20 protein-coding genes, 2 pseudogenes and 1 riboswitch are annotated in these 25,177 nt (G+C 44.7%); of the genes and pseudogenes, 4 read left to right on the top strand and 18 right to left on the bottom strand.

Annotated features, from left to right (window positions below; translation table 11 throughout):
• Positions 1–287 precede the first annotated feature (287 nt).
• Together ACZYR9_RS12360 and ACZYR9_RS12355 are read right to left on the bottom strand one after the other, a co-directional pair.
• Complete coding sequence (locus ACZYR9_RS12360; RefSeq protein WP_488978799.1) at positions 288–692, bottom strand: CBS domain-containing protein; 405 nt, start codon at positions 690–692, stop codon at positions 288–290.
• A gap of 462 nt (positions 693–1,154) precedes the next feature.
• Positions 1,155–1,577 carry a VOC family protein gene (locus ACZYR9_RS12355; protein ID WP_488978798.1) on the bottom strand — a complete coding sequence of 141 codons (423 nt, stop codon included), beginning with the start codon at positions 1,575–1,577 and terminating at the stop codon, positions 1,155–1,157.
• Between the two features lie 466 nt (positions 1,578–2,043).
• A riboswitch (cyclic di-GMP riboswitch) is annotated at positions 2,044–2,136 on the top strand.
• Positions 2,137–2,263: 127 nt separating this feature from the next.
• On the opposite strand from ACZYR9_RS12355, the gene ACZYR9_RS12350 reads away from it, so the two are divergent.
• Both ACZYR9_RS12350 and ACZYR9_RS12345 read left to right on the top strand, forming a co-directional pair.
• The gene (locus ACZYR9_RS12350) at positions 2,264–3,382 is read left to right on the top strand and encodes a stalk domain-containing protein (protein ID WP_488978797.1); all 1,119 of its coding nucleotides are present in this window, start codon (positions 2,264–2,266) and stop codon (positions 3,380–3,382) included.
• A 47-nt stretch (positions 3,383–3,429) separates the two neighbouring features.
• Positions 3,430–5,829 (top strand): S-layer homology domain-containing protein, encoded by a 2,400-nt coding sequence (locus ACZYR9_RS12345; protein ID WP_488978796.1) that lies wholly within the window; start codon positions 3,430–3,432, stop codon positions 5,827–5,829.
• Positions 5,830–6,106: 277 nt separating this feature from the next.
• Here ACZYR9_RS12345 and ACZYR9_RS12340 read toward each other — a convergent pair whose 3' ends face one another.
• The 13 genes and pseudogenes from ACZYR9_RS12340 to ACZYR9_RS12280 form a co-directional block, all read right to left on the bottom strand.
• On the bottom strand, positions 6,107–6,703 hold the full coding sequence (locus tag ACZYR9_RS12340) for a CAP domain-containing protein (RefSeq protein ID WP_488978795.1): 597 nt from the start codon (positions 6,701–6,703) through the stop codon (positions 6,107–6,109).
• A gap of 182 nt (positions 6,704–6,885) precedes the next feature.
• On the bottom strand, positions 6,886–7,383 hold the full coding sequence (locus ACZYR9_RS12335) for a hypothetical protein (protein WP_488978794.1): 498 nt from the start codon (positions 7,381–7,383) through the stop codon (positions 6,886–6,888).
• A 125-nt stretch (positions 7,384–7,508) separates the two neighbouring features.
• Positions 7,509–7,945, bottom strand: a pseudogene (locus ACZYR9_RS12330) (hypothetical protein).
• A gap of 182 nt (positions 7,946–8,127) precedes the next feature.
• Positions 8,128–8,952 (bottom strand): annotated as a pseudogene (locus tag ACZYR9_RS12325) (hypothetical protein).
• 402 nt (positions 8,953–9,354) lie between these two features.
• Positions 9,355–10,695, bottom strand: a complete 1,341-nt coding sequence (locus tag ACZYR9_RS12320) for a YheC/YheD family endospore coat-associated protein (protein WP_488978793.1) — start codon at positions 10,693–10,695, stop codon at positions 9,355–9,357.
• 703 nt (positions 10,696–11,398) lie between these two features.
• Positions 11,399–11,740, bottom strand: a complete 342-nt coding sequence (locus ACZYR9_RS12315) for a hypothetical protein (RefSeq protein WP_488978792.1) — start codon at positions 11,738–11,740, stop codon at positions 11,399–11,401.
• Entirely contained in the window at positions 11,741–14,173 is a 2,433-nt protein-coding gene (locus tag ACZYR9_RS12310) for a hypothetical protein (RefSeq protein WP_488978791.1), read from the bottom strand.
• Positions 14,174–14,436: 263 nt separating this feature from the next.
• A complete protein-coding gene (locus ACZYR9_RS12305; RefSeq protein WP_488978790.1) occupies positions 14,437–14,628 on the bottom strand; it encodes a hypothetical protein in 192 nt (63 codons plus the stop codon).
• Positions 14,629–15,068: 440 nt separating this feature from the next.
• Positions 15,069–15,305 (bottom strand): hypothetical protein, encoded by a 237-nt coding sequence (locus ACZYR9_RS12300; RefSeq protein ID WP_488978789.1) that lies wholly within the window; start codon positions 15,303–15,305, stop codon positions 15,069–15,071.
• A gap of 327 nt (positions 15,306–15,632) precedes the next feature.
• Positions 15,633–16,826, bottom strand: a complete 1,194-nt coding sequence (locus ACZYR9_RS12295; RefSeq protein ID WP_488978788.1) for a sodium:solute symporter family protein — start codon at positions 16,824–16,826, stop codon at positions 15,633–15,635.
• A 166-nt stretch (positions 16,827–16,992) separates the two neighbouring features.
• Entirely contained in the window at positions 16,993–17,253 is a 261-nt protein-coding gene (locus ACZYR9_RS12290) for a hypothetical protein (RefSeq protein ID WP_488978787.1), read from the bottom strand.
• Positions 17,254–17,304: 51 nt separating this feature from the next.
• Positions 17,305–18,732, bottom strand: coding sequence for a HAMP domain-containing sensor histidine kinase (locus ACZYR9_RS12285; protein WP_488978786.1), 1,428 nt, complete (start codon positions 18,730–18,732; stop codon positions 17,305–17,307).
• Positions 18,733–18,919: 187 nt separating this feature from the next.
• Positions 18,920–19,621, bottom strand: a complete 702-nt coding sequence (locus tag ACZYR9_RS12280) for a response regulator (RefSeq protein WP_488978785.1) — start codon at positions 19,619–19,621, stop codon at positions 18,920–18,922.
• A gap of 303 nt (positions 19,622–19,924) precedes the next feature.
• Here ACZYR9_RS12280 and ACZYR9_RS12275 point away from each other — a divergent pair, with 303 nt between their 5' ends.
• Both ACZYR9_RS12275 and ACZYR9_RS12270 read left to right on the top strand, forming a co-directional pair.
• Positions 19,925–20,284, top strand: a complete 360-nt coding sequence (locus ACZYR9_RS12275; protein ID WP_488978784.1) for a N,N-dimethylformamidase alpha subunit family protein — start codon at positions 19,925–19,927, stop codon at positions 20,282–20,284.
• Positions 20,285–20,309: 25 nt separating this feature from the next.
• A complete protein-coding gene (locus tag ACZYR9_RS12270; RefSeq protein WP_488978783.1) occupies positions 20,310–22,586 on the top strand; it encodes a N,N-dimethylformamidase beta subunit family domain-containing protein in 2,277 nt (758 codons plus the stop codon).
• A gap of 114 nt (positions 22,587–22,700) precedes the next feature.
• On the opposite strand, the gene ACZYR9_RS12265 is transcribed toward ACZYR9_RS12270, so the two are convergent.
• The 3 genes from ACZYR9_RS12265 to ACZYR9_RS12255 form a co-directional block, all read right to left on the bottom strand.
• Complete coding sequence (locus tag ACZYR9_RS12265) at positions 22,701–23,471, bottom strand: cysteine hydrolase family protein (protein ID WP_488978782.1); 771 nt, start codon at positions 23,469–23,471, stop codon at positions 22,701–22,703.
• A 99-nt stretch (positions 23,472–23,570) separates the two neighbouring features.
• A complete protein-coding gene (locus ACZYR9_RS12260; protein ID WP_488978781.1) occupies positions 23,571–24,437 on the bottom strand; it encodes an alpha/beta fold hydrolase in 867 nt (288 codons plus the stop codon).
• A gap of 29 nt (positions 24,438–24,466) precedes the next feature.
• A complete protein-coding gene (locus tag ACZYR9_RS12255; RefSeq protein WP_488978780.1) occupies positions 24,467–24,856 on the bottom strand; it encodes a hypothetical protein in 390 nt (129 codons plus the stop codon).
• Positions 24,857–25,177: the final 321 nt, after the last annotated feature.

Raw genomic sequence — 25,177 nt, 5'->3', positions numbered from 1 at the left:
GCACCACTTCCTTGATTTCAGGATGTTATTGACGATAGTTAGAGCTTAGCATACCTTGCAATAAAAAGAAAAAACCTTTGCTACAGTAGCAAAAGGTTTCGTCGTGAAGAAATAAAAAACATTTTTTTTGCATTTATCAAATAGATTAATATCCTACGTTTTTTTGCATTTAATCTTAAATAGTATTTTAACATTCCCATATACGCTTAGCATTTCTTGGTGAAATTAATCATACAACTCTTTTTTTAAAAATCTCACATAGTATTCCTTTTCTTCAACATGCTCTATTAATCGGTAATATTACTAGTGTAATACTCAATTATGTCTTTACGGCGGATGATTCCGATAAAGATTTGGTTTTCGTCTACGACGGGAACAAAGTTCTGGTCAGCAGCCAAATGAAGCATATCCTCAAGACGCGCTTTGACCGACACGCATTCATTATGAATACGACGTTTAATTTCATAAACTTTGACAATATCCAAGTTTCGAAAGCTTAATCCGGAAGTGTTCTTCATCTTCCAGAATAGATCCCCTTCACAGAGAGTTCCAACATATTTTCCCTCCCCATCAATAACAGGAATTGCCGTGTATTGATTTTTCTCTAATATCTCCAGGGCCTCCTGCATGTTAGCAGTTGAATGAATATAGGCTACTTTGTGCTTGGGCAAAAGAAAATCAGATATTTGCATCGCTCAAAACTCCCTTCTACCAAAACGTTAACATACGTTTCGCTTATTGTGACACACATTAAGATAAAGCTAACCTATATTGATAACGTTGGGCGGTTACGTTGCACCCTATAGGGCCTCAACTTTTGTTTACTTCATTTTTTATTGATGAGTCCAAGTTTATCATACCTGTCAAAAAGAAAAAACCTCCGTTGCAACAAGTAAGAATATGGAACAGACTATTGTTGTTTTTAATAATTAATAACATCCCGCAACATGCCCCTTATCCGATTGAACTTCATCGTGCTGCGTTATATACATTTTTTGTTATTAATGCTTCGCGCGAACATCCCATCAATGGCATGTACTCTAGCCGTTCGATAAAAAGATGGCTTCATTTCCAAATAAAAAAAGCGGCCCCCTCTATGCGGAGCCAAACTTTCCAAGTTAACCTCTATACATTTTTTAATAATAAATAGATCGTTACCAGTCTCCGATGCCTAAGTTCAGCTGCCAATTTACTCCAAATTTATCGATCACCATGCCATAGTATTTGCTCCAAAATGTTTCTTGCAGCTCCATGCCTACAGAACCGCCATCCTTCAATTGATTAAAGACAGATTCAATTTCATCCTTGTTGTTACTTACAAAGGCCAGGCTGATGTTGTTTCCAACCACAAAAGGCATCCCGGGAAAAACATCTGAAAACATAACGTTGCTTCCGCCAATGGTAAGCCGCGTGTGCATTATGAGGTGTTTCGCTTCTTCCGGTAGAGAAAATTCAGGGTTTGGCGCCATATCTCCAAAAGTCATAAATTTCGGTTTCTCTGTTCCAAACACTTCTGCATAAAACCCCACTGCTTCACGGCAGTTTCCATTAAAATTCAGATAAACATCAACCGACATGCTCAGCACTCCTTCATTCATTGTTATTATTTTATAGATTTTTTTATTTACATCTTATCATTTAGCTATACGTGAACGATATCTCAGGTTCCTCAGCCGACAAGACTCTACTGGCAGCATTATCTCCAACAATTAGAAATGTATTCCACTGATATTGATTTCTTTACCATCCAGATCTCCGGAAAAAGCATTACCACCACTTGATGATCTCCGATGACTAAGATCGGTATGTCGCGGATGAAATGAGAAGCCAAGTTTAGTGAAAAACTTAGATTTGATGATTTATATATTCTTACCTTTCATATTAACAAGAGTAATGAAGCATGGTTTCTTTTAGATTGCTTTATTTTAAAAAGCTGCGAAGCAAGGTTCCCCATACTATGGTCCTATGTCTTTAGATGTTTTTAAAAGTTTGGAATGATTGGAAATTCATAGTTGAGTAATACTTTATATTCATTTAAAATGAAAAAGTCAAAGGCAAAATTTTCCGAAAGGAAAATGACGCAAAGCCATGGGTCTAAGGTCCTTGTTACAGGATGATGATCGCCAGGTTGCCGTTTCGCTGCATCGTTTGATTTTATCCATGGGTACTGCGCGGCTATATTTGGCTTGCGCAGTTTTTTGCGTCTATGCCGACCAACTATCAGAAAGAGGGTGTTTTTCTGTTTCAATGGAAGGCGAAATCAATGATCGCTATGTTTCTCTGTTTGTGGTCTTGCTTTAGTTTGGTTTCCGTAACATCAGCGGAAAAACAGATTGACGTAGTGATCGACGGAAAGAAGCTGGAATTTACGGTTCCCCCATTCATCGAGTACGGGAATACGCTCGTCCCCTTCCGCCCCGCTTTTGAAGCGCTTGGATTAAGTATTGCATGGGAGGCGGAAAGACAGGTTGTTACAGGGAAGAAGGATGGCCTGGAGCTTGAGCTTCAAATTGGCAGCACGACGGCGAAGGTCAACGGCAAGCTGAAATCTCTCGCGGTCGCTCCACGATTGATCGATAATCAAACGTTCGTTCCGCTGCGTTTTGTTGGCGAAGCATCCGGCAGAGAGGTGAAATGGGACGCGGAATCACGTACTGTTTTCATCCGTCCGCTCGGGAGTAGCGATGTTTCACAGCTTACATACGAAGGCGATATGGTGGATGGCAAGCCAAACGGCCACGGAAAACGGTATGCGGATGGGACACTCATCTATGAAGGAATGTTCCAAAATAATCAAATGAACGGTCAAGGGAGGCTATATGACGGAGGGCAGCTCGTCTATGAAGGAGAATTTCATCAATCCCTTTTTGAAGGATACGGCAAAATGTATTATGCCAACGGTAGACTGATGTATGAAGGTCATTTTTCCGACGGATTCATGCATGGCCATGGCAAGCTCTATCGTGAGGACGGCACGTTATGGTATGACGCCCATTTTCAGTACGATAGCATTGAGGGTCCGGGAACCGTATATTTTCCCAAAGGTCATCGGTTGGAAGTCGGATTTATCGACGGAAACCCGCATGGCAAGGGGATTTATTATTACGGGGACGGAACCGTTCGTTTTATCGGCGAATATCGTAACGGTATGCGCAACGGCTTTGGTACGAATTATTACCCGAATGGCAACAAGATGCACGAAGGCGAGTTTGTGGACAGTCGGCTGGTTCGAGGGAAATCTTATTATGAAAGCGGGAAGCTTCGGTACGAAGGCGAATTCAGCAATATGCTGCCTCATGGAAAGGGTATTGAGTATAACGAGGACGGAACCGTATTTCATCAAGGCCTGTTTAAGCTCGGAGATCCGGTCAAACCGGAATAACAACAGCTGCAAGGGATGAACGTCCTTATTTCAATGGGAGGATACATATGATGATGACATGGATCAAAGCATTCGCCTCGCAATGTTTGCTGTCAGCCGTTTTCATTGGGGTCGGCGCAGTGTTTTTCGCTTCGTCTGCGGAAGCTGCGGAGCTTGCTTCTCCTCGGGATCCGTTTTTTTATGACCGTAACGATACGCCGTACCTTTTGGAAGGGGAGTTGGAGTTTCTTCCCGCCGCCGATCAATCGGACATTACGGATTACGCTATATATGTGTTGGATCACACGGACAACAAGATAAAGCTTCTCGGCAGCGTGAATGTGAAGCAGCAGGAAGAGTATATCGCGTATGCCAAAAGCATCGGTCTCAAGAGGGAACGCTATATGTTCCGCATAAAGGATTTGGAAATCGCAAAAAATGCCGAAAAGTTCGGGATTTACGCCAAAAATGCATTGGAGGAAAGCACGGCCGGATTGATCATGCCGATATGGGACAGGCCCCGGCATCGTTTTCAAGAAGGTCTTCGCATTACCGATAAGAACCCAAGCCAGGGCAACTTGGAATTGGCGCTGACCTGGAAAGGACTGCAAGAAGAGAATCCGATCACCGGCTATAAAGTCTATTTCTGGGTGGACGGACAGAAAAAGGCGCTTTCCAGCAAAAGCATAGACGTGGCAAAAGGGAAATCCGAATATGAACTCATAGTGCCAAGCGGAACGATACCGGAAAGAACGGAGGAAATGGCAATTTACCCCGTCTCGCCGGAAGGGATCAATGGGCCTGGCTTGATTAATTATGTGATGGACGACATTTCGGAAGAGCCGATTGTGCAATTGCAGACTTCCAGCCTGATTCCGGCGCCGGTGATTACGGAGATCGGAGACAGGGATTCTGTCGTCGGCACATTTAGCGGCAGCATCCGTTGGGAGGTTGATGACCGCGAATTTACGGGCATGGTCAATGGGGCTTCTCCCTTATCGTATGCAGTCTATTTTCTAGATAAGGACAAGCGGAAGATCAAAGGTATCGGCATGATTCCCAGAAATACGAGCAGATACGGTGATTATACGCTGCAAATTCCGTCAGGAACGCCCATACCGGAGGAGGCCGTTTATCTCGGTGTTTTTGCGCAAATGTCCACGGCTGAAGGCATTCAGTTCGGCGAGAAGTTTTTTTGGGATAAACCGTATGATCGTTTCCAACCGAAAAGGGTTCAGTTTATCGATATGGATGAGAATCCGGGTTCCATCCAAGGCAAAGTAACCTGGCAGGCGGCTGATGATGAAGGACCTCTGTACGGTTATGCCATTCATATCGATTGGCAGCGAAAGGATGCGAAGCCGTATACGATTGTAGAAAAAGGGCGTGCCTCCTACGAGTACGTTTTTCCGGACGGAGCTGTGCCTAACCAAGGAAACCTTGTCTATGTGCTTCCCGTTAATGAATTCGGCGAAGTGCCGTCAGACTCCTACGATCATCGCCGGCCTGAAACGTTCGCAACCATAGCGGACTCTACAGCAAGTCAAAAAGCAACGCTGGAGCCAACGGGGATTAACCTTGGCAATTTTACTCAAGTCGGCTTTCAAGATATGGACGGCAAACCGGGAGTCATCGGGGGGCGGTTAAACTACTCCAATAAATATGGAGATACGGTGGCTATCGAATTTTTTTATGTGGATGCGTTGAACCGGAAATTAATGTCGATCAACGATATCCAATGTACCGCCAATCGGTGCGGGTATTCCTATTTGGATATTCCTGAGGGAACACCGATTCCCGACGGAGCACTGCATATCGGCGTGCGGGCGAAGCTGAAGGACGGTACGGTCAAGCCCATCGGTGCCGCCGTCTTAAAAGATAACAGCACGGAACAACAAGTCTCGTTTACTGACGTTCACACGGAATTCAACCACGCAGGCCAACAAGAAGTGGAACAAATGGCCTCGCTAGGACTGGTAACGGGTTATGCCGACGGTTCCTTCGGCCCGGACAAACCGATTACCCGGGCGGAATTTGCCGTGATCCTCGTACGCTCCCTGCGGTTGGCGCCCACTCTTAACGAAGCTGCGCCCTTTTCCGATGTGAGCTCAGACGATTGGTTCGCCAAGCCTGTCGCTACCGCAGTCGAATACAAGCTTTTGAGCGGATTTGAAGATGGCACCTTCAGGCCTCAACAAAATGTAACCCGTGCGGAAATGGCCGTGATGGTGTACAAGGCTTATCTGATCCGGTATGCCCGCCATGAGTCTAAGGCGTATATTGAGTATGAGGACAACTACTTGATCCCGGAGTGGGCGCAAGATTCCGTTTCGGGGACAAAACAATTAAGGCTGATCCCGAAGTATAATAAACTCGAGCCAAACAAACCTGCGACACGGATGGAGTGTACCGTTTCACTGTACAGGCTGATGCAAGCCTATTTTTTGGTGGATCGCATCAACAATTGACAACGATTTTGAAAAACATTGATACCGCCCTGGAACTTTAGGATCTGATCCAGGGCTTTTTGCCGCAGCTCGCTCTTTCATGTTGGCAATGCTCCTTTCGATCCGTTACCTGACAACAAAAAGAAAAACCCATGTTTAACATGAGTTTTTAATCTAGACAACCGTCTGTTTTCGGGCTGCCGATTTCGCGGACTGAGGGGAAGGAACCTCCTTACCTCGTCGCGGCCAGCGTTCTGCTCTCCCAGCCTTTGTGGTGGCGTTTTTCTTGTTTTTCGAACTAGCCAATAAATTCCTGAACCCACTCGCCGTTATAGTAAGCTATTCCGATTTGGGTGTAGCTGCTATTCAGGATGTTGGCACGGTGGCCGGGACTGTTCATCCATTGGTTCATCACTTCCGTCGGGCTTGTCTGGCCTTTGGCGATGTTTTCCCCTGCTGTGTTATATGTGATCCCGAACTTATTCATCATATCGAACGGGGACCCATAAGTCGGAGACTGATGATCAAAATAATTGTTGTTGTGCATATCCTGCGCCTTGGCCATAGCTACTTTCGAGAGATTGCTGTTCAAGCTAAGAGGATTCAAGCCTGCTTTCTTTCTTTCTTGATTTACCAAATCAAATACTTGCTGCGCGGATTGGGATGGGTCCGCGGATTGCTGCGGCGGATTAACGGACGGATTCGCTGGGCCATTTGCCGATGGGTTGTTGGGATTGAGCAAATCCAACAAATTCGAAGCGTCATTGGGTGCTTGTTTCGCCGTAATCGATGATTTTCCTGCCCCCGCTGTAGAAATGGATGAAGCTTGAGTTAAGGTTGACGTTGAAGCAGCATTAGGAGCATGAGTTTGAACCTTCGTTTGATTAGTAGACATTTGCTTGTTTGTCGAAGGATTACCCGAACAACCTGCAACAAGTAATACTGCTGCTATTACGATGACCCGTTTTATAAAAACCCCTCCTGTATCGTCAAAATCGTGACGTTATCAAATAAAAGGGTTTGTAAAGTTCCTCTGATTTATTCAGACCCCATTCAAAATCTTTTTGCAATTAGCCGCTAGTGAATCATGCGAAATCGATGATGTTGGATGACAATATTCCGGTATGGCTTGGAGGTTCGTTTTTTGGGCATATGCAATTTCAAAATGCCGTCCTTCCATTTCGCCGTTGATTGGCCGGGAATCACATCATGTGATAGCACGATGATTTCCGTCATACCGGAATTTGTAATCTTGACTTTACTTTGGTTTAAAAAAACCTTAAGTTTTTTCACCGAAGCCTTCTTTGGCACCTTGAAATGGATATAAATCCAACGCTTTGTCTCAATCATCTCATAGTCCAAGTATTTTTTCATATCTTCAGCAACAGCCGGCTTTTTCTGAGTGGATTCAATCATATTTTTCAACATATCTTGTACGAAGATTTTTATCTGGTTATTATTTATTCCTAATAATTCCATTAATGTTGGGGCAAGATGAAATGGATATTGCTTTTGAATGGACTGAATGAACCTTCCAAGCTCAGCCCAGTCCAATGCTTGCTCTTGTTTTGGCATAAATTACACTCCTTCCCTGATTGCCGCATCACTCCAGCCATAATGTAATCATATGACCGTAGATTTGCTGCACCCTTGGACATTTCATAAGATAGAGAAACTATTACTGGAAACGTTTTTTGTAATTAGCCAGTGTCAGTAAAGGCCAAATCCAGCGATAGCTGTGATAATGAATATACCCCCCCGGGCAGGCCGGCTCCTGTTGGGTAACTGCTTGCCCCATCGTTCTGATCCGGGAACACCAGAAGCCGGGAGATTGCTTTTTGGATTTCCGGCGTATCTCTCTCGGCCGCTGAAATAAGGGCATCCGCAGCCCAAGCTGTTTGGGATGGAGTACTATAACCGAGAGGCTGATACTGTTTTTGGATATCGCTTTGACAGGATTCACCAAAACCTCCGTCCTCGTACTGGATACGCTTCAGCCATCTGATCGCTTTCCGTATGGCCGGAAGATCCTTGGCAATGCCCGCGGCATTAAACCGGTGAACCCCGCCCAGGTACCATAAATGTAGGATATTCCCCAACGACCATACCAAGATCCGTCCTGTTCTTGTGTACGCAACCCCCCGGTTTCGCTCCCCCCTCAAGAATGTGCCAGTCGCCGTAGCGCACATGCTGTCGGCTTATTAAGATAATGAAGGGATTTCCAAATGGTCGGATTCGCGATACTTCATCCCGCCTCTTGTAATGCATGACTGATTAAGGCTGTGACCCAGACGGTAGATGTGAAATATTGGATATGAATCATTCCCTCATCTGTAAGGACTGGTCAAGCTTTTTAAACCATGAACAGCTTGGATAATCACTGGATGGCGTTTCTCGCACCCAAGAGAGCAATGCATAAATCATGAGGAATGTTGCGCTGAAGTATCCGTATAATGTACCGTCAGCTTCTATCCGGTAAAGCATGTAGCCTTCCGCCCGCTTTAGGGCAGCATATAGTCCGATTTTGAGAAGGACATCCTTCCTGTTTGAATGTCGAATGAGAGCATGCTTTTGATTAACCTGCCGAATCCCACGCTCTGAAAGATCCGGAGTATATCGGGTTCGAATATAAAATCGGGTGTACGCGGCCACCATGACTGGCGCAATATGGACACGAGCGTAACTCGATAAATTGAAAAAGTTGATCGGAAACCAGGTCGGCAGAAGGAGCATGCCCAGGGATAATAGGTGATGGTCGTGCCACGAATACTATCCGTTCATCGCTGACATGACCTTGGTCATGGGCTCCGCCTTCACCAGTCCTCCGCATGCTTGAATAAAAGCATTCGCACGGACCAGCCGAGGATCATTTTCAGGCAGCAGACGGGAATACAATAAAGCGAAGTAAGCTTCATTAGTAACCTAAATATTTCCTGTGTTTTCATCGCCATACAGCTTCCAAGCGCCATTGTCTTCCTGTTTATGAAGCAAGCGTTCAACCAGCTGCGAGATGAGAGTTTCTTCTTCTTCGGATTCCAGCGCTCTGAGCAGGATAATCAAATAGGCGTCAGTCATGGGACTGCTTTCCACACAAAAACGCCAAGCTCCATCCTCCGATTGTCTGGATGATAATTTTTGAATCATGCGTTGGATTTCTCGTTCAACTTGAATCGTCAACGTCACCGTCATCATTCCTTTTAGAACATACATACCACTATGTATTCAGAAACCAGTGAGATGGAAAGGACGACAACGATTTGAAAAACAGAGAAACCGAACGCCCTGGAACGAACTTTGAGAAAAATTCCAGGGCTTTTTATCACCAGAAAAGTTTAGGGTCCAATCCATAAGCGGGTGAATGTGACATAAATGACTTTATGATAAACCTCCAATTCATTAACAAGCACAATATCCGGTTAGTAGATAATGATCGTTGCCGTATTCATCTTCTCCAATCGAGTGCCTTTATACGATTGCCATACCTGCTCAAGATGACGAAAGGCTGATCGCTGCTTTAGCCAACATGAATTTCCGATTCCAGCTTCATTATTGCTCTTGCGCAAAACCGGCCAACCTTTTTAAATATAGCATTTTATGGCGCAGTATCCGGTAATACATCTCAGTGGTTTCCTCTTTTGTAAAAAGACGGCGAATATATGGAGCATTATGCTGGATTTCGAAAATCCAAATATCGCCTTTCTTGTCAATTCCGATATCTACCGCAATTTCTCCACAATTTACACCGGTTGCATCAATATATTTGGCAGCTTCAAAGGCTAAAAGGGACATTTCTTTTTTTATTTCGTCAACCTGTTCGTCTGTCAGATGCAAAATGCTTTTTAACGCTGGCTCTCCGAGTTCAAATGTTCCTCCCGCTGAAATATTGCTGACGATATTGCCTGATTTTCCGTATCTGACGATGATACCCATATCATGCCAATTGCCATCCCCGCTTTTTATAAGAAGCAGCCTGAAATCGATTACCTTGTCCCCTAGAGATATAACGTCACAAGCGGCTTGAATGATATAGTTTTCCTTTTTGACGTCGGTTTCAATAAACTCATATGAATCTTCTATATTTTCGAAGTAAAGATTTTGATTTTCTCCTTGTTCATTAAAACGTACGACAACTCCATCACCTTGTTTCATTACGGTTTTAATACTTCTGCCCTTTGACCCGTAGATCGGTTTAATATACACATGGGGATGTATGTTTAAAAACGATCTTATATCATCTATTTTTGTTAAGGGCTTTGTAAGCGGTAAATGGTTTTTGAGGATCGGGGAAGATTGCAGCAGTTCGTACATTTTCCATTTGTCATAGCTAAAATTATTGAATATGGTATCTCCCAAATGGGATTGGAAATGCTTTTTCCAGGGATTCAGCAACAATTCTCTAAAAAAAGATGCAGGATAAGCATATGTGCCTTTCTCCCATTGTTTTGCTTCAGGATTGTACATATATCCTTGGATAGTCAGGTCGGATGTATTAATTCCATCAAACGAAAATGCCACTACCGCCCCGCCGATCTCGTCGTAACAATGAAGGTAGCCTGAACATTCTTCAAGGGTTATGTTTAAGACAACTGGCTTGAGTGATACTAAAAAACCGATATACGGGCCGATTCTTATTTCATTGTTTTTCACTATAATCTCGTAGCGGGGTGACAGTGGTATCTGTAATTTTGTAACGATGCCATGGGATAACCATGCTTCATCCAATTGGAGTTCGGACGATGTAGTTATTTGAACCTCATGGGATTTTATACCAAATCGAATGCTGCGTATGTCGCTATTCAATAATCTCAGCTCATTGGCGGTATCCGGGTGAATGGTCAAGCAGTCCGCCATCGCCGCATCCGATCTTAGTTTTAACTGTGTTTTCATTTGCTGATCCCTCCCTGCATAAAAGACAAAATCTTATTGCATAACCTATTGTTTTGTAACAGACAACAAAAAGGCAGCTACACTAAACTAATTTTTTATGGCAGGACTGCAGCCAATGGATTGAAACCCAACGTAAAAGCTCTATATATTTGTATGAAAAACTGTAAGGTTATGTATGGTCAAACGTATACTTCATTGTCAATCATGAATGAAAATAAAAATTCAATTCACGGTTCAAGTGATTTACCCAATATATTTTCTATTGTGCCGATAATTTAAGTTAGCTTATTATCAGGATTTGATTCTTTATAGGAATAAGACCGCCATGCAGCTCCGTAAGGAGACAGGGAAAAAGCATTTTCTCAACGGATGAATCCTTATTAAAAATGCTCTATCTAGCCACTATGGATGTTTCACGCAAGTGGACTGGCATTTCTCCAATAGCTGAAAGATTCTCTTTAATGAATTTTCCCGTAATTATTGTTACGTCCAAAGTCCAATGTATTCTCCCCATGCTTTCGACTAGTTCCATTTTAATTGGTTTTAGGGGTTACATACTTTATTGTACAGACCTTTGATAAAGCACTTCCGAAGCAACATGAGAAATAAATGTTCCCTCTAACTCTTATATTATTCCTTTCAAAAAGTAAAGCTGGATCAATAGGAAACTACAACAACCTATTGACCCAGCTCATTTTATTGTTTATTTTAAAATAATTTCTACATTTGATGGGCCTCTATTTTTGCTGGAAATTGAAATTCCAGCACCGCCCTTTTCTTGAATTACTTCAAAAACGATCTTACTTTTTACATTTTTTACGTTAATACTGTACAATTTCTCGGCTCCAGGCTCTAAATCATCTGAATTTATTTGCTTATCATTATTTAAAATAGGTAAGGATTCTGAAGAACTTGAATCTCGATCATAGGCATTCAGCTTGAACGTGCGACTATCTTTAACATTGCCATTTATAATTTTTACAAGTATTTTTTCTTTACCATTTTTAGCAGGAATGCTGCAGCGCGAGATATTCATTCTAGCCATTTAATCTTCCCCTTCTTTTCTGAGGGCATTAATAGCATCAAGTATGGTTTGACGATTGTTTTTTCCGTCTTGTACCATCATATTCAGTGTACTTGTTAAATTTGAAACAACAGAGTCTATATAATCAGAATTTTGATTTCCCTTTAATGCTGCAAGTAGTGCAAGTTGCGATATAGCCATAGCTATATAAGAAGCATTATTATCACAATAACCAATTATTACATTATGCCCATTTTTTGCAATAATCTGATTATGCTCAAAACTATTATTCGCACTTGCTTCTGCTTCCGCTTCCGCTTCTGCCTCTGCCTCTGCTTCCGCCTCTGCCTCTGCTTCAGCTTCTGCTTCTGCTTCCGCCTCTGCTTCAGCTTCTGCTTCCGCTTCTGCCTCTGCTTCCGCTTCTGCCTCTGCCTCTGCTTCTGCCTCTGCTTCAGCTTCAGCTTCCGCTTCCGCCTCTGCTTCTGCCTCTGCTTCTGCCTCTGCTTCTGCTTCTGCTTCTGCTTCAGCTTCCGCTTCCGCCTCTGCCTCCGCCTCTGCTTCCGCCTCTGCTTCAGCTTCTGCTTCTGCCTCTGCTTCCGCTTCTGCCTCTGCCTCTGCTTCTGCTTCAGCTTCCGCTTCCGCCTCTGCTTCCGCTTCTGCCTCTGCTTCCGCTTCCGCTTCTGCTTCTGCCTCTGCTTCTGCCTCCGCCTCTGCTTCTGCCTCTGCTTCTGCTTCAGCTTCTGCCTCTGCTTCTGCCTCTGCCTCTGCTTCTGCTTCTGCTTCCGCCTCTGCTTCTGCCTCTGCTTCTGCTTCCGCTTCCGCTTCAGCTTCTGCCTCTGCTTCCGCTTCTGCTTCCGCTTCTGCCTCTGCTTCCGCTTCTGCCTCTGCTTCCGCTTCTGCCTCTGCTTCAGCTTCTGCTTCCGCTTCTGCCTCTGCCTCCGCTTCTGCCTCTGCTTCCGCTTCCGCTTCTGCCTCTGCCTCTGCTTCCGCTTCAGCTTCCGCTTCAGCTTCTGCCTCTGCTTCAGCTTCTGCTTCCGCTTCTGCCTCTGCTTCCGCTTCTGCCTCTGCTTCCGCTTCTGCCTCTGCTTCCGCTTCTGCCTCTGCTTCCGCTTCAGCTTCAGCTTCCGCTTCCGCCTCTGCCTCTGCCTCTGCTTCAGCTTCTGCTTCCGCTTCTGCCTCTGCCTCTGCTTCCGCTTCAGCTTCTGCCTCTGCTTCAGCTTCTGCTTCCGCTTCTGCCTCTGCTTCCGCTTCTGCCTCTGCTTCCGCTTCTGCCTCTGCCTCCGCTTCTGCCTCTGCCTCTGCTTCTGCCTCTGCTTCCGCTTCCGCTTCCGCTTCTGCCTCCGCTTCTGCCTCCGCTTCTGCCTCAGCCTCTGCCTCTGCTTCCGCCTCTGCTTCAGCTTCTGCTTCTGCTTCCGCTTCTGCCTCTGCTTCCGCTTCCGCTTCTGCCTCCGCTTCTGCCTCTGCTTCCGCTTCTGCCTCTGCTTCCGCTTCCGCTTCCGCTTCTGCCTCTGCTTCCGCCTCTGCCTCTGCTTCCGCTTCCGCCTCTGCCTCTGCTTCCGCTTCCGCTTCTGCCTCTGCTTCCGCTTCTGCCTCTGCTTCCGCTTCTGCCTCTGCTTCCGCTTTTGCTTCCGCTTCTGCCTCTGCTTCCGCTTCTGCTTCCGCTTCTGCCTCTGCTTCCGCTTCCGCTTCCGCTTCCGCCTCTGCTTCCGCTTCTGCTTCAGCCTCTGCCTCTGCTTCCGCTTCCGCCTCTGCTTCAGCTTCCGCTTCTGCTTCAGCTTCCGCTTCTGCCTCTGCTTCCGCTTCCGCTTCTGCTTCCGCTTCTGCCTCTGCTTCCGCTTCCGCTTCTGCTTCCGCTTCTGCCTCTGCTTCCGCTTCTGCCTCTGCTTCCGCTTCCGCTTCAGCTTCTGCTTCCGCCTCTGCCTCTGCCTCTGCTTCCGCTTCCGCTTCTGCCTCTGCTTCCGCTTCCGCCTCTGCCTCCGCTTCTGCTTCCGCTTCTGCCTCTGCCTCTGCTTCAGCTTCTGCTTCTGCCTCTGCTTCTGCTTCTGCTTCAGCCTCCGCTTCTGCCTCTGCTTTGGCTTCTGCTTCTGCCTCTGCCTCTGCCTCTGCCTCTGCTTCCGCTTCTGCTTCAGCCTCCGCTTCTGCCTCTGCTTTGGCTTCCGCTTCTGCTTCTGCTTCTGCCTCTGCCTCCGCTTCTGCTTTTGCTTCTGCCTCTGCCTCTGCCTCTGCTTCTGCCTTTGCTTCTGCTTCTGCCTCCGCATTCGCTTTTGCTTCTGCTTCAACCAGGGCTTCGATCATGGCATCTAGTGCATGTAATCTCTCAAGATAGCTTTTCTTTTTTCTTTTATAAGAATCTTCCGACCTATCATTTTTTTTCTTCTCAAGAGACTGTATTTTAGCAAGTAGTTTGCCTTTTTTCGCTTCTAATTCTTTTCTTTTGCTATCATAATAACTCATTTTTTGGCCTCCTTTCTGATTTATTAACATTATAGTTAGTCCAGTCATATTTAGTTCTAGGATAATTAATCATATAAAAGCGGAATTATTAAAAGATATTTTCAAACAGTATCGCTACAATAATTTTTCTCCAGAATGAAGACAGATCCCATCAAATGGAGATATAAAACGCAATGGGAAAGCCACAAGCCGGCTTTCCCATTCAGTACTGAGTGGTCATGATCACAATTGAGGGCTGGAGATTAAACACTGACATTTTCGGGTCAAGATTTGACCTTAGTAGCCGTTTCTTTTTTTTCTGCTTCAGCTTTTGCTATTTTATCTTCTAGCTTTTTTACTTTTGTAAGCAGCTTTCCCTTAGCTTTTTCATTTTTTTCTGTCTTCTCTAGCTGCTTTAATTCCCCAAGTAATTTTTCCCTTTTATCTTTTTTCCTGTTTAATCTTCTTTCGCGCATTCTCATCCCTCCTCTTCTTTAGGTATTAACATTATAGTTATCCTTGTACTTTTGGTTCTGGGACTTATCATCATCTTTAACGTATACAGTCAGCGATATTTCAGGTTCTTCGCAATTAGCGTCAAAACCGTAACTTAGAGGAATGCTCGGAGGTGACAGCAAAGTTAGCCCGTCCCATCAACAAATAATGAAGCCTCTGCCTAATGGCGCCTAGAAAAAGTGCCAGGTTATCGACATGGCCGGATAGAGCAGCCGGAGGGTTCACCTCAAAGGTCGGACGTACGCATTACACTGCCGGTAAAGGCTGCAGATTGGAGACAGATCTTATCAATTGGAGAAATAAAACGAAATGAGAAAGCTTCAATCCGGCTTTCCCATTTCAGTACTGAGTGATCCTGATTACAGTCGAGAATTGACCATTAAACACTTCCAATTTCGGGTCAAGATGTTGCTTTTTTTTCTGCTTCAGCTTTCGCTATTTTATCTTCTAACTTTTTCGCTTTTTTAAGCATCTTTTCCTTCTCATTTTCATTGTCTTCCGTATTCCCAAGCTGATCTAGCTGCTTTAATTCCTCAAGTAATCTTTCCCTTTTTTCTTTCGTAGTCTCTAACTGTTTTAATTCGTCAAGTAATTTTTCCATTTTTTCTTTTTTCCTGTTTAATCTTCTTTCGCGCATGTTAATCCCTCCTCTGCTTTAGGTATTAACATTATAGTAATCCTTGTTCTTTTCGTTCTGGGACTTATCATCATTTGTAAAGCCGAACAGCCGGCGATTACAAAAAGAACTATAAGTCCTGCCCCTCTTTCATGACCAGAAGCCTGATTCCAGAAAATGCATCTTAGTGCTTGAAGCATCAATGAGAATATGTGCCCACTTTACCCAGAAGTTTATGGCGAGCAATGAATAGAAGGAGCGCTCAGCCAAGGCGAATGGACGAATGTCTGAATATATAAAGGAGCTTGCCGCGAAAGATCCTTTTATAACGATCTCCTGCATTTTATTTTAAAACTTAGGTTGTCTCGCTTTACTTCGCGCCGTTTCTATATCCGACCATAATTGTTCAACATGCGGGGAAATCGGTTTAAGATATCCCGCGATGACCATAATCACGAAAGCGAGAATTATTCCGTACATTCCGGCGGTCCAACCCAGCTCATCTATAAAATAAGGGTTAAAAATGATTAAATAGATGGAGGTTGCCGTACCTATGATCATACAAGCAATGGCTCCTTCTTTGTTTGCCCTTTTCCAATAAAGACCCAAGAACACGACAGGGAAAAACATGATGATCCCTTGATAGGTCAAAATGGCAATAAAAACAAGCTTGCCAAAATCAACGGCGGCCATCGCTTGAATAATCCCCGAGACGGTGGATATGCTGGTCGCCATGATAAGGACGCTCATCAATGCCAAAGGAACGGGACCCGCCATACTGGCAACCCACATATAGGCCTCCTCAGGATGATTGCGGGGGTATTCCATGGAATGCACCATGATTCCCAAAAAGACCATAGAAGTCCAGAAAATAAGTCCCAAAATCGAGGCGATGACCGTTGATTGTTTAATGGACCTAAGGTTTTTGGCCGCAAACATTTTGTTAAAAATCCAGGGCCACATAAATGCACCCAGCCCGCTGACAATGATAATGGAGGTCCAATACGGCGTAGGGGGAGACCATCCAGGTCCGGGGTAGGTCAATACATCGGGATAGTCCCTTACAAGCATTTCCATCCCGCTGCGGATACCGCCAAAAAATTTATAAATCAACCATATGGATAGCCCCGTTCCCACTACAAACATAAAGATGCCCTGAACAGCATTAGCTCGAATGACCGAACGCATCCCTCCCATGGAAACATAGATCATCACGGTTACCACACCGATCAGCATACCCCAGAAAGGGCTTATTTTCCCCCCGGTAGCATAGCTGAAAATGTAACCCTGCGTAACCCATTCCAGGAGCAGCCAAGGACCGGTAAACAGAACGCCCAAAAACGACATCAGGATACGCAGCATCCCGCTTTGATAACGAAACCCCATAAGCTCGGCTTGAGTGATTAAATTGTATTTTTTACCCCAGATATAGGTTTTCTCTGATACTAAATACATAATAAAAATGGATATCGTACCGTATATGGCCGTATAGATTCCGATAAATCCGAAGCCTACATTAAATTCGGCCCATGCCGTAAACACCGAACCCACATACCACGAAGATGGACAAACCAATGGCTGTAGGCCCGAAGCTCTTATTTCCCGTAGCATAATCTCCGTAATCTTTAATTCCCTCATTGCCTCGATTTATAACAATCATGAGCAAAAAAAAGACCAAAATAAATGCAAGTCCCATAGTGTCCTCTTTTTAAAGTTCGCCTTTATTTTCTTTTTTCACACCCTCAACCTCAATATCAAGATCGCCGTTCAACCCATCCGCGATGCACCAAACGACTAGTAACAAGCACATGCAGGAGATAATGAATAATTGCCAAAAAATTGAGAATGGAATGTTGAGCACCCAAGGCTCAATACGGTTAGACCAGTCGAATAGAACGGGAAAACAGCTTAGCGAAACGAGGATGAAGAAAGATAAAACCAGGATTCCCCTGCTGAATTTATAAGACATATTTACCTCCACGGTTCGATAGTAGCGACTATATCCTTTTGATTACAGACGCTATTCGTTTGTCATCCTGCCGACTGCATCAACAGCCGGAAGCAAAATATAAATGGTTGTGCCTAGATCCACTTCACTCTCGATATAAATATCCCCATGATGTGCCTCAACAATTTTTTTTGAAATGCTCAACCCGAGCCCACTTCCTTGAATTTCTTTTTCGCTCGGCCGGGATTCTCTATAGTAAGGGATGAACACCATATCGATATTTTCTTTTTTGATCCCCATTCCATTGTCTTGAATTTTTATGACTATATTTTTGTTGTTTAAATAAATGGCAATGTTAATTTTTACTTTGGGTCGGTTGGAAGCATATTTGATCGAATTATTTAAAATGTTGATAAATACCCGATAGATTTTCTTAGGATCTACAAACACTAAGGGTAAATCGTCTTCATAATACGTATTCAGAATAATATTGGAGTGTTCCGTGTCAGAGAAAATAGTTTTGAGTGCATGATCCATAATGAATTCAATATTTATCCATTCTTTCTGGAATTTCAGTTCTTCGGCATCCAATGATGAAAGCTCGAACAAGCCTTCAATCAACTGAATGATATGGTTGGTTTGGACGAGAATTTGATCGATCAGTTCTTTTTTCTGTTCTTGAGGCAATGAATATTTGTTTAGAATTTCCAAGAAGCCTTTAATCGAGGTCAGGGGAGTCTTTAAATCATGGGATACCTGAACGATCAGCTCGGAGCGCGATTTTTCAGATCTTTTTAGTTTGGAATAGGTTTGATGGAGCAATTCATTGGCTTCCTCCAGCTCTTTGGTTCGTTTTTGAACATTTTCTTCCAATTGTGTGGATCTGCTGTTTAATTCTTTGATTAAATTTTGAATGGTATTGTCCATATAGTTAAAGGTATGTATCAACTCACCCATCTCATCTGACCTTGTCGTAAGCAGAGGGTCGATTTCAAACCCCTTGGCTCTTTGATTTAAAGCGGACATTAATTGTCTAATGGGAGCAGTAAAAAACTCGGAGAAGAAGTAGGAAAAAAATAAAATTAACAAGATGCCGATGAACAAAAAAAAGCTCATGCGTTGAACAAGCTTATATACTTGAGTATTGGTATATTCTTCAGCATGACCGGCAGCAATGCTCATCAATTGGGCTTCAGGGATAATATAAATAACAATCCACTCCGGCTTGTCCACATTCATATAAAGCAGGTGATACTTCTCATGTGCCGTATTGACGGTAACGATCCCACTTTTATTATTTACCATTGATACATGCTGCTCCTGCAGGAGGTCATAGGGGATCAATGATTCCAGATCGTTTCGGACTTTGGCAATCATTACACCATTCTTATCCAGAATATACGCTAAAGGTTTATATCCGTATACGGCAATATCAAAAAGCTGCCCGGCCAGAAGCTTACGCGACTCATCGTCCGTCCTCCGACCCCATTGTTCATTCAATTGCCGCACTCTTTCTTCTAGGGAAAATGACGTTTGCAGAATGTTACTGGATGAAGTTTCATTAATAATCTTTTTCGAAAGCGATTTCACTTCAATCAAGAAATAGATGCTAAACAGAATGTATGGGATTAATGATAAAAGAGCTGTATAAATAAGAATTTTGAAAAAAAGGGATCTTTTGATCAAACTAGTAACGGACAAATTTATACCCCGCTCCTCTTACTGTAACGATATACCTCGGATTCAGGGGATCCTCCTCCACTTTTTTGCGCAAGCTCGAAATATGAACGACCACCGTTCTATGATCACTCAACGTATCGTTTCCCCAAATCTTGACTAAGAGCTCCTCCATCGTAAATACACGATTGCAATTCCTGTACAAAAAAGTCAACAAATCGAATTCCTTCATCGTGGTATGAATCTTTTTCCCATCACGAAAAACTTCCCGGGACTGTGTATCGATCAATAGATTATCTATTTGAATCCGGAAATCCTGCTCAAGCGCTCGCTGTCTCTCTTTATGCAAGATTCGATTTCTGCGCAGATGCGCCCTTATCCTTGCCAGCAAAACATTGATGTTGAACGGCTTTTCGATATAATCGTCCGCCCCCATGCTTAGACCCAAGATTTTGTCATTGTCCTCATTCTTGCAGCTCATGAATAAGATGGGACTGGATGTCAGCAGCCGGATTTGCTTGCAAACCTCTATACCGTCCATATCAGGAAGCATGATGTCAAGAAGAATAAGAGAGGGGTTATGGTTTTTTACTTTCTCAATCGTTTCTATGCCTGAAGAGGTAATGGAGTAGGAAATTCCTTCATGATCAAGACAAATCGAGAGAAGCTTTTGTATCTTCAGATCATCTTCCACGATAAGGATTTCTTCCATTCTTCCTCCTCCATTTCCTTTATTTAATTACTTTCCATGATAATACAAAATTTTGAATATTTCAATTTATCTCATTTTTGTTCCTAATTCGATCAAATAAACTTTAACTTAATTTTATCCTGTTCTGATGCAGGCTTGATTGCTGCTTTATCTTGGACTTATAAAATGAACTTACTTCCGGATGATATTCTGAATAATTACAATGTAATCCTTGGAGGTGATGATGCCGCTTTTTGTCTTTCATTACCCTGTAGTCTAACATCCGTCTTTAAAAAAACAAATGATTATGGAGGGATCGGCAATATGTCTAAGCAACCCAGAGATAAAGCGGTCTATATGGATATAGACATGAGGAATTTTGAAACGAGAATCAAGCCGCTGATTACCAGGGAACTGATAGAGGAGCACCGGTTAAATCCGATCGGCAAACATAGCGAACAATTGGATGTGGTATTGAATTTTTTCCGCAGACACCATGAACAAATGGAAGGTAAATATGTCATCGTATGCACCAAGCCCCATGAAGAATGGTGTATAGGCGAACATCCCGCTGTCCGCGGGGAACGACCGGTCCTATTCGAAGATGAAAGGTTCGATTCCAGAGAAGCCGCGGAACATGGGCTTTTTCTAAAAAGACTCCAGCAATTCGGCGTAGTCGTTTAAATCTAAATCGAAAGGGAGATCTCTAGTGGCTATTAACGGATATACAGATAAGCTTAGTGTAGCGCCGGGAAACAAAATCAAATTTATGGTGAACTGTGAAGGGCATGAAAGCTATCAGGCCGCCATTGTTCAATTGATTCATGGGGACACCAATCCTCAAGGCCCCGGATTGAAGACGAGACCCGTCAAGACCAACATAAATAAAGAATACAAAGGAAGAGAACAGAAAATTTACAGCGGTTCTCATATCATCGTGCCGGATCATCCATTATTTAGAAATGTTCAGAGTTTTTCCCTGCAAGCTATGATTTGGCCCACTACACCGGGCATAGGAGTTCAAGGACTGCTCACGAAATGGTCGGATTCCAAAAAAGCCGGTTACGGATTGTTTATTGACGAGAACGGCTGCTTGGCCTTATGGATCGGGGACGGAAGCGGGAAGGTTGAGAAGGTCAGTACAGAGAAGAAGCTGGAACAAAAAATCTGGTTTTTTGCAGGGGCTTCCTATGACGCAACGAGCGGGACGGTTGAAGTATACCAAAAACCTCTCATCGGCCGAACCAACGGAAGATATTCTCTCGCCTATGCAACGGAAAGAATGGCTGCGCACGTAAAGACGTCTGTAAAAGCAAGGCCTGATACGGAACAAGACACTCCTTTCCTTATGGCCGGTTATTTACAAAACACGATCGCCGGCAAGAACATCGTTGGCGGATGCTATAACGGAAAAATGGATAGGCCTCGCATGGCGGACCGTGTCCTTACCCTGCAGGAGATGGAGCAGTGTGTAGAAGAGCCCTTTGATGATTTGCTGGCCGCTTGGGATTTTTCGAAAAATATCGGTCCGAATGGTTTTGAAATGCCCAGCAAAGTGCTGGACACTTCAAAAAACGAACTGCATGGAACAGCCGTTAACCATCCTACCCGAGCGATGACCGGCTACAATTGGACGTCAAATGAACAAAATTTCATTCATGCGCCCGAGCAGTATGGAGCCATTCATTTTCATGATGATGATCTTTCGGATGCTAAATGGGAAACGGACTTTGAATTAACCATCCCGGAAGATCTAATAAGCGGCGTTTACGCGGCCCATGTAAAAGCAGGAGAGGATGAAGACTATATTACGTTTTTTGTCAAGCCTGCCAAAGGATCCACCACCAATAAAATCGCTTTATTGATTCCAACCGCAAGTTACTTGGCTTATGCGAACACAAGATTTCAGGACATTCCTCTGGCGCAATTGATGTTCGGGCGGGCCCCCGTTATACAACAAGAGGACTTGTATCTTATGGAGCATAATGAATTCGGTCTTTCAACGTATGATGTACATTCCGATGGCAGCGGAGTATGTTACTCTTCCGCACTTCGTCCTGTCCTCAATATGAGACCGAAATATAGGCATAACCTTTCCCCTTCCTTGTGGCAGTTTAACGCGGACCTCCATTTGGTAGATTGGATGACCGAAAAGGGATACTCCTTTGATGTGATTACCGATCATGACCTTCATGCGGATGGCGTGGAGCTGTTAAAACCGTATAATGTAGTCCTTACGGGCTCTCATCCCGAATATTATTCCGGTCAAATGCTGGATGCGATTGAAGATTATCAGCAGCTCGGCGGAAGATTGATGTATATGGGAGCCAATGGCTTCTACTGGATCATCCAGTTCAATCCGGAAAATCCAAATATCATAGAAGTCCGCAAGCAATTCGGCTCCAATGCCTGGAAGGCGCAGCATGGCGAATTGCATCTCAGCTTTAGCGGCGAACAGGGGGGACTATGGAGAAATAGAGGCAGAGCACCGCAAAAAATTGCCGGGACCGGCTTCATCGCGGAAGGATTTGACGTTTCCTCCTATTACCGTCGGAATCCGGATAGTTTTGACCCCAGAGTCTCCTGGATTTTCGAAGGAATCGGAGATGACGAGCTCATTGGAAACTTCGGTTTAGTCGGCGGCGGTGCAGCGGGGCTAGAACTCGACATTTATGATCTTGAGCTTGGGACCCCTCCGGAAGCGCTGATCTTGGCCTCCTCGGAAGGCCATACCGACGTTTACCTGCAGGTTGTAGAGGAACTGTTTTTTAACGTTCCCGGCATGGGCGGTTATGAGAATCCCAAGGTTAGAGCCGATATGGTCTACTACCCGACTCCCAATGGAGGTGCAGTATTCTCGGTAAGCTCCATTGCGTACTGCGGAAGCTTATCGCACAACAAGTACGATAATAACATTTCACGGCTCACGGAAAACGTGCTCAATAAATTCATGTCAGACGAGCCTCTGCCATGGCAAACACCATAATCCGGTTTCCTTAAAAATGTAATGCCGTCCCTAACGTCTCAAATAAAGAAACCGGGCTGCATCCCCGGTTTCTTACGTTTGCTAATAAAGCCGGCCGATCCGCTTTACCGCTTCCTATATAGAATCACTTGACTTCCTGAAGCGCAAGCCATACTTCCCGGCAAGCTCGTCAAAGGCAAGGGTTGTCGCCTGTTCAAATCCGGCAATCGGGCTCATGCAATTGGTCAGGAGGCTAAACCGGGGCTTTACCGTCTCTCGTTCGAACAATACCAGGACCTGCTTCACCGAGGTCAGCACACAATGCGATGCCGCTTCTCCGGCGAATATCACTTCATCATAATTCTTAAATTCATCGATCATTCGATGATCGACATAATTGAGCGGATTATGTTCCGGGTGAACAATGCCATACATCTCGCTGATCGGGTCAAGCCCTTTTTCAATTACAAAAGGATTGAGCCCGTTCTTACGGGAGTGACGGATGATCGCGTTGTAAATGGTTTTTTCTACGGCTGCACCCGGAGTGCCTTGAAGACAATGATCCGTCCAAATCATGATGGACTTCAGTTGACTTATGCACTGCAGGGTTTCATCCGGATGAAACTGCGGTCGCCACCGGCCGGCTATAACATCGTCATATGTAATCAACGTATAGGGTTCAGGGGATTGTCCGTCTTGATCGGCCCACCATACGGAGAAGAAAATCGAAATCGGCTGGTGGGTATCCAGCGAGTAGCCTATGCGTGTGATCTTACGCTCATTTTCCGAAATGAACGTTTCCAAACGCTGCATATCTTTCTTGGCACCTGCAACGGGCAGCGCACCGTCATCCATGAAGTCATTCTGCGGATCAATAACAAACAGCATGATGCTATCCCTTTTCACAAATGCTCACCCCTATAAGGATTAAAATGTTCACTACCTTCAGTATAACTCAAAAAGAGCCATCCGCGACAGGAGTCTTGAATGGCTCTTGCTTTTTCATTACGCTTTGGCCGTGTTCGCCGCACTGATGATCTCCAATGCTTGCGCAAGGTACTTGCGGAACACTTCGTGATTTTCACTCATCGGGAAGTGGCCGATGCCGACCATTTCGATAAATTCGGCATTTTTAATTTGGCTTGCGGTACGCCTGCCGTCTTCCGGAGTCGTGAGATAGTCATAATCGCCGGTAAGCATAACCACCTTAACTTTATCCCCCTGGATCTGACCCAGCTTGCCGCGAAGGTCATGATCGACGGAGTAGAAGTACAAATCGCCTTTGAATGCTTCCGAGCCTTGCGAGTAATAAAACCATGTGGCCCAACGGTCCTTATCCGGCGATTGCGGAGCCATGAGGTCCCATACTCCGCTGGCACACACTTGAGCCGCGTTGGCATGCGGATGATGCCACCAGTCCAGATAAAAGCCCGGAGAGTGATCCGCCGCTTCAACCGGAATGACGGCAGCAAACCGGTCAGGATAGCGCAAAGCAAGCTGAAGCGCTACGTTTCCTCCAAACGACGAGCCCATGAAAATCGGGTTTTCCAGCTCGAGGGCATCGCACAGGGTAACGATGAATTTTGTGTAAAAATCGGCGGACAGCTTGTACTCTTCCTTCCACCATTCACGGTTCAGAGGAGGATCGGATTTGCCGTGACGCGGCAGATCATAAGCGATGATGCGATAGTTTTGCGTGAATTCCTCATCCTCAAGCAGCCCCCGCCATTGATGGTTGTGGCAGCCTGCCGTATGCTGGCAGACAATGGGCTGACCCGTTCCGTTCTCCAGATAAAATACTTTATATTCGTCACCGTCCACTTCAATGGTGACATAGCGGCCTGTTACGGGTGAAAATGTTGCTTTTGGCATAGCTTGCTTCCTCCCTTATCGTATTTAGTTTATACCGGTACTCCGACAACACGGAATAATTCCAATTGGGTGGTGAGGCAGCGGAGATTTTGCATCAATACAAGCAGGTCGCCCTCAAGCTTCATATCCCTCTGAAAGCTTGCCGCCCAAATGCCGTGATACATCGGCGGCGGAGTAGGCTGAGAAAACTTGCGCCACGTATCGGCACTGGCACGAATGGCAAACTGATAATGCTCGAGCGGACCCGGATCCATGGTGACGCTTTCCATTTTTCCCGCATGTGTTCGAATCAAGACCTTTGTCGTCTCCATATCCAACAGATACGAGCAGGTAAAAAACTTCCCGTGGGCGTTAAGCTCTTCATTGCTGTCATTGATTTCTTTAAACTCCGTGGACCATTGATCTGTTGCAACTGTCATTTCCGATGGCCTCCTTTAAATTATGTTTTAGTAGAGTCTATTCCAATTCCCTACATGTCCAAATAAATAAGCAAAAACCATGCCAATGCATATTATGATGTACATTTTCTAAATCCATCGTATTCATGCACTGTTTCGCCCCCTATGATCCGAACGCAAGCCTTTCTCCCCTGTTCCCGGGACATCCGGTGTCCGGACACCGGACAGCAGCGGGGTTTAAAAAAAGGGCCTGTTCCCGCAGCCTCCCTTTCAATAAAAAAATGATACAGCCGGACAAGAGAATGTCTCTGTCCGGCTGTGGATATAGATCAGTTGAATATT

The organism is Paenibacillus sp. F024 (assembly GCF_057814255.1).
Note: the sequence above shows the minus strand (reverse complement) of the source record. Positions and strands in the feature narration are given on the sequence as shown.

What these genes read in the sequence shown, in the direction of transcription:
- ACZYR9_RS12360 (WP_488978799.1), bottom strand. Translation starts at nt 692, where the DNA reads ATGCAAATATCTGATTTTCTTTTGCCCAAGCACAAAGTAGCCTATATT.
- ACZYR9_RS12355 (WP_488978798.1), bottom strand. Translation starts at nt 1,577, where the DNA reads ATGTCGGTTGATGTTTATCTGAATTTTAATGGAAACTGCCGTGAAGCA.
- ACZYR9_RS12350 (WP_488978797.1), top strand. Translation starts at nt 2,264, where the DNA reads ATGATCGCTATGTTTCTCTGTTTGTGGTCTTGCTTTAGTTTGGTTTCC.
- ACZYR9_RS12345 (WP_488978796.1), top strand. Translation starts at nt 3,430, where the DNA reads ATGATGATGACATGGATCAAAGCATTCGCCTCGCAATGTTTGCTGTCA.
- ACZYR9_RS12340 (WP_488978795.1), bottom strand. Translation starts at nt 6,703, where the DNA reads ATGTCTACTAATCAAACGAAGGTTCAAACTCATGCTCCTAATGCTGCT.
- ACZYR9_RS12335 (WP_488978794.1), bottom strand. Translation starts at nt 7,383, where the DNA reads ATGCCAAAACAAGAGCAAGCATTGGACTGGGCTGAGCTTGGAAGGTTC.
- ACZYR9_RS12320 (WP_488978793.1), bottom strand. Translation starts at nt 10,695, where the DNA reads ATGAAAACACAGTTAAAACTAAGATCGGATGCGGCGATGGCGGACTGC.
- ACZYR9_RS12315 (WP_488978792.1), bottom strand. Translation starts at nt 11,740, where the DNA reads ATGGCTAGAATGAATATCTCGCGCTGCAGCATTCCTGCTAAAAATGGT.
- ACZYR9_RS12310 (WP_488978791.1), bottom strand. Translation starts at nt 14,173, where the DNA reads ATGAGTTATTATGATAGCAAAAGAAAAGAATTAGAAGCGAAAAAAGGC.
- ACZYR9_RS12305 (WP_488978790.1), bottom strand. Translation starts at nt 14,628, where the DNA reads ATGCGCGAAAGAAGATTAAACAGGAAAAAAGATAAAAGGGAAAAATTA.
- ACZYR9_RS12300 (WP_488978789.1), bottom strand. Translation starts at nt 15,305, where the DNA reads ATGCGCGAAAGAAGATTAAACAGGAAAAAAGAAAAAATGGAAAAATTA.
- ACZYR9_RS12290 (WP_488978787.1), bottom strand. Translation starts at nt 17,253, where the DNA reads ATGTCTTATAAATTCAGCAGGGGAATCCTGGTTTTATCTTTCTTCATC.
- ACZYR9_RS12280 (WP_488978785.1), bottom strand. Translation starts at nt 19,621, where the DNA reads ATGGAAGAAATCCTTATCGTGGAAGATGATCTGAAGATACAAAAGCTT.
- ACZYR9_RS12275 (WP_488978784.1), top strand. Translation starts at nt 19,925, where the DNA reads ATGTCTAAGCAACCCAGAGATAAAGCGGTCTATATGGATATAGACATG.
- ACZYR9_RS12260 (WP_488978781.1), bottom strand. Translation starts at nt 24,437, where the DNA reads ATGCCAAAAGCAACATTTTCACCCGTAACAGGCCGCTATGTCACCATT.
- ACZYR9_RS12255 (WP_488978780.1), bottom strand. Translation starts at nt 24,856, where the DNA reads ATGACAGTTGCAACAGATCAATGGTCCACGGAGTTTAAAGAAATCAAT.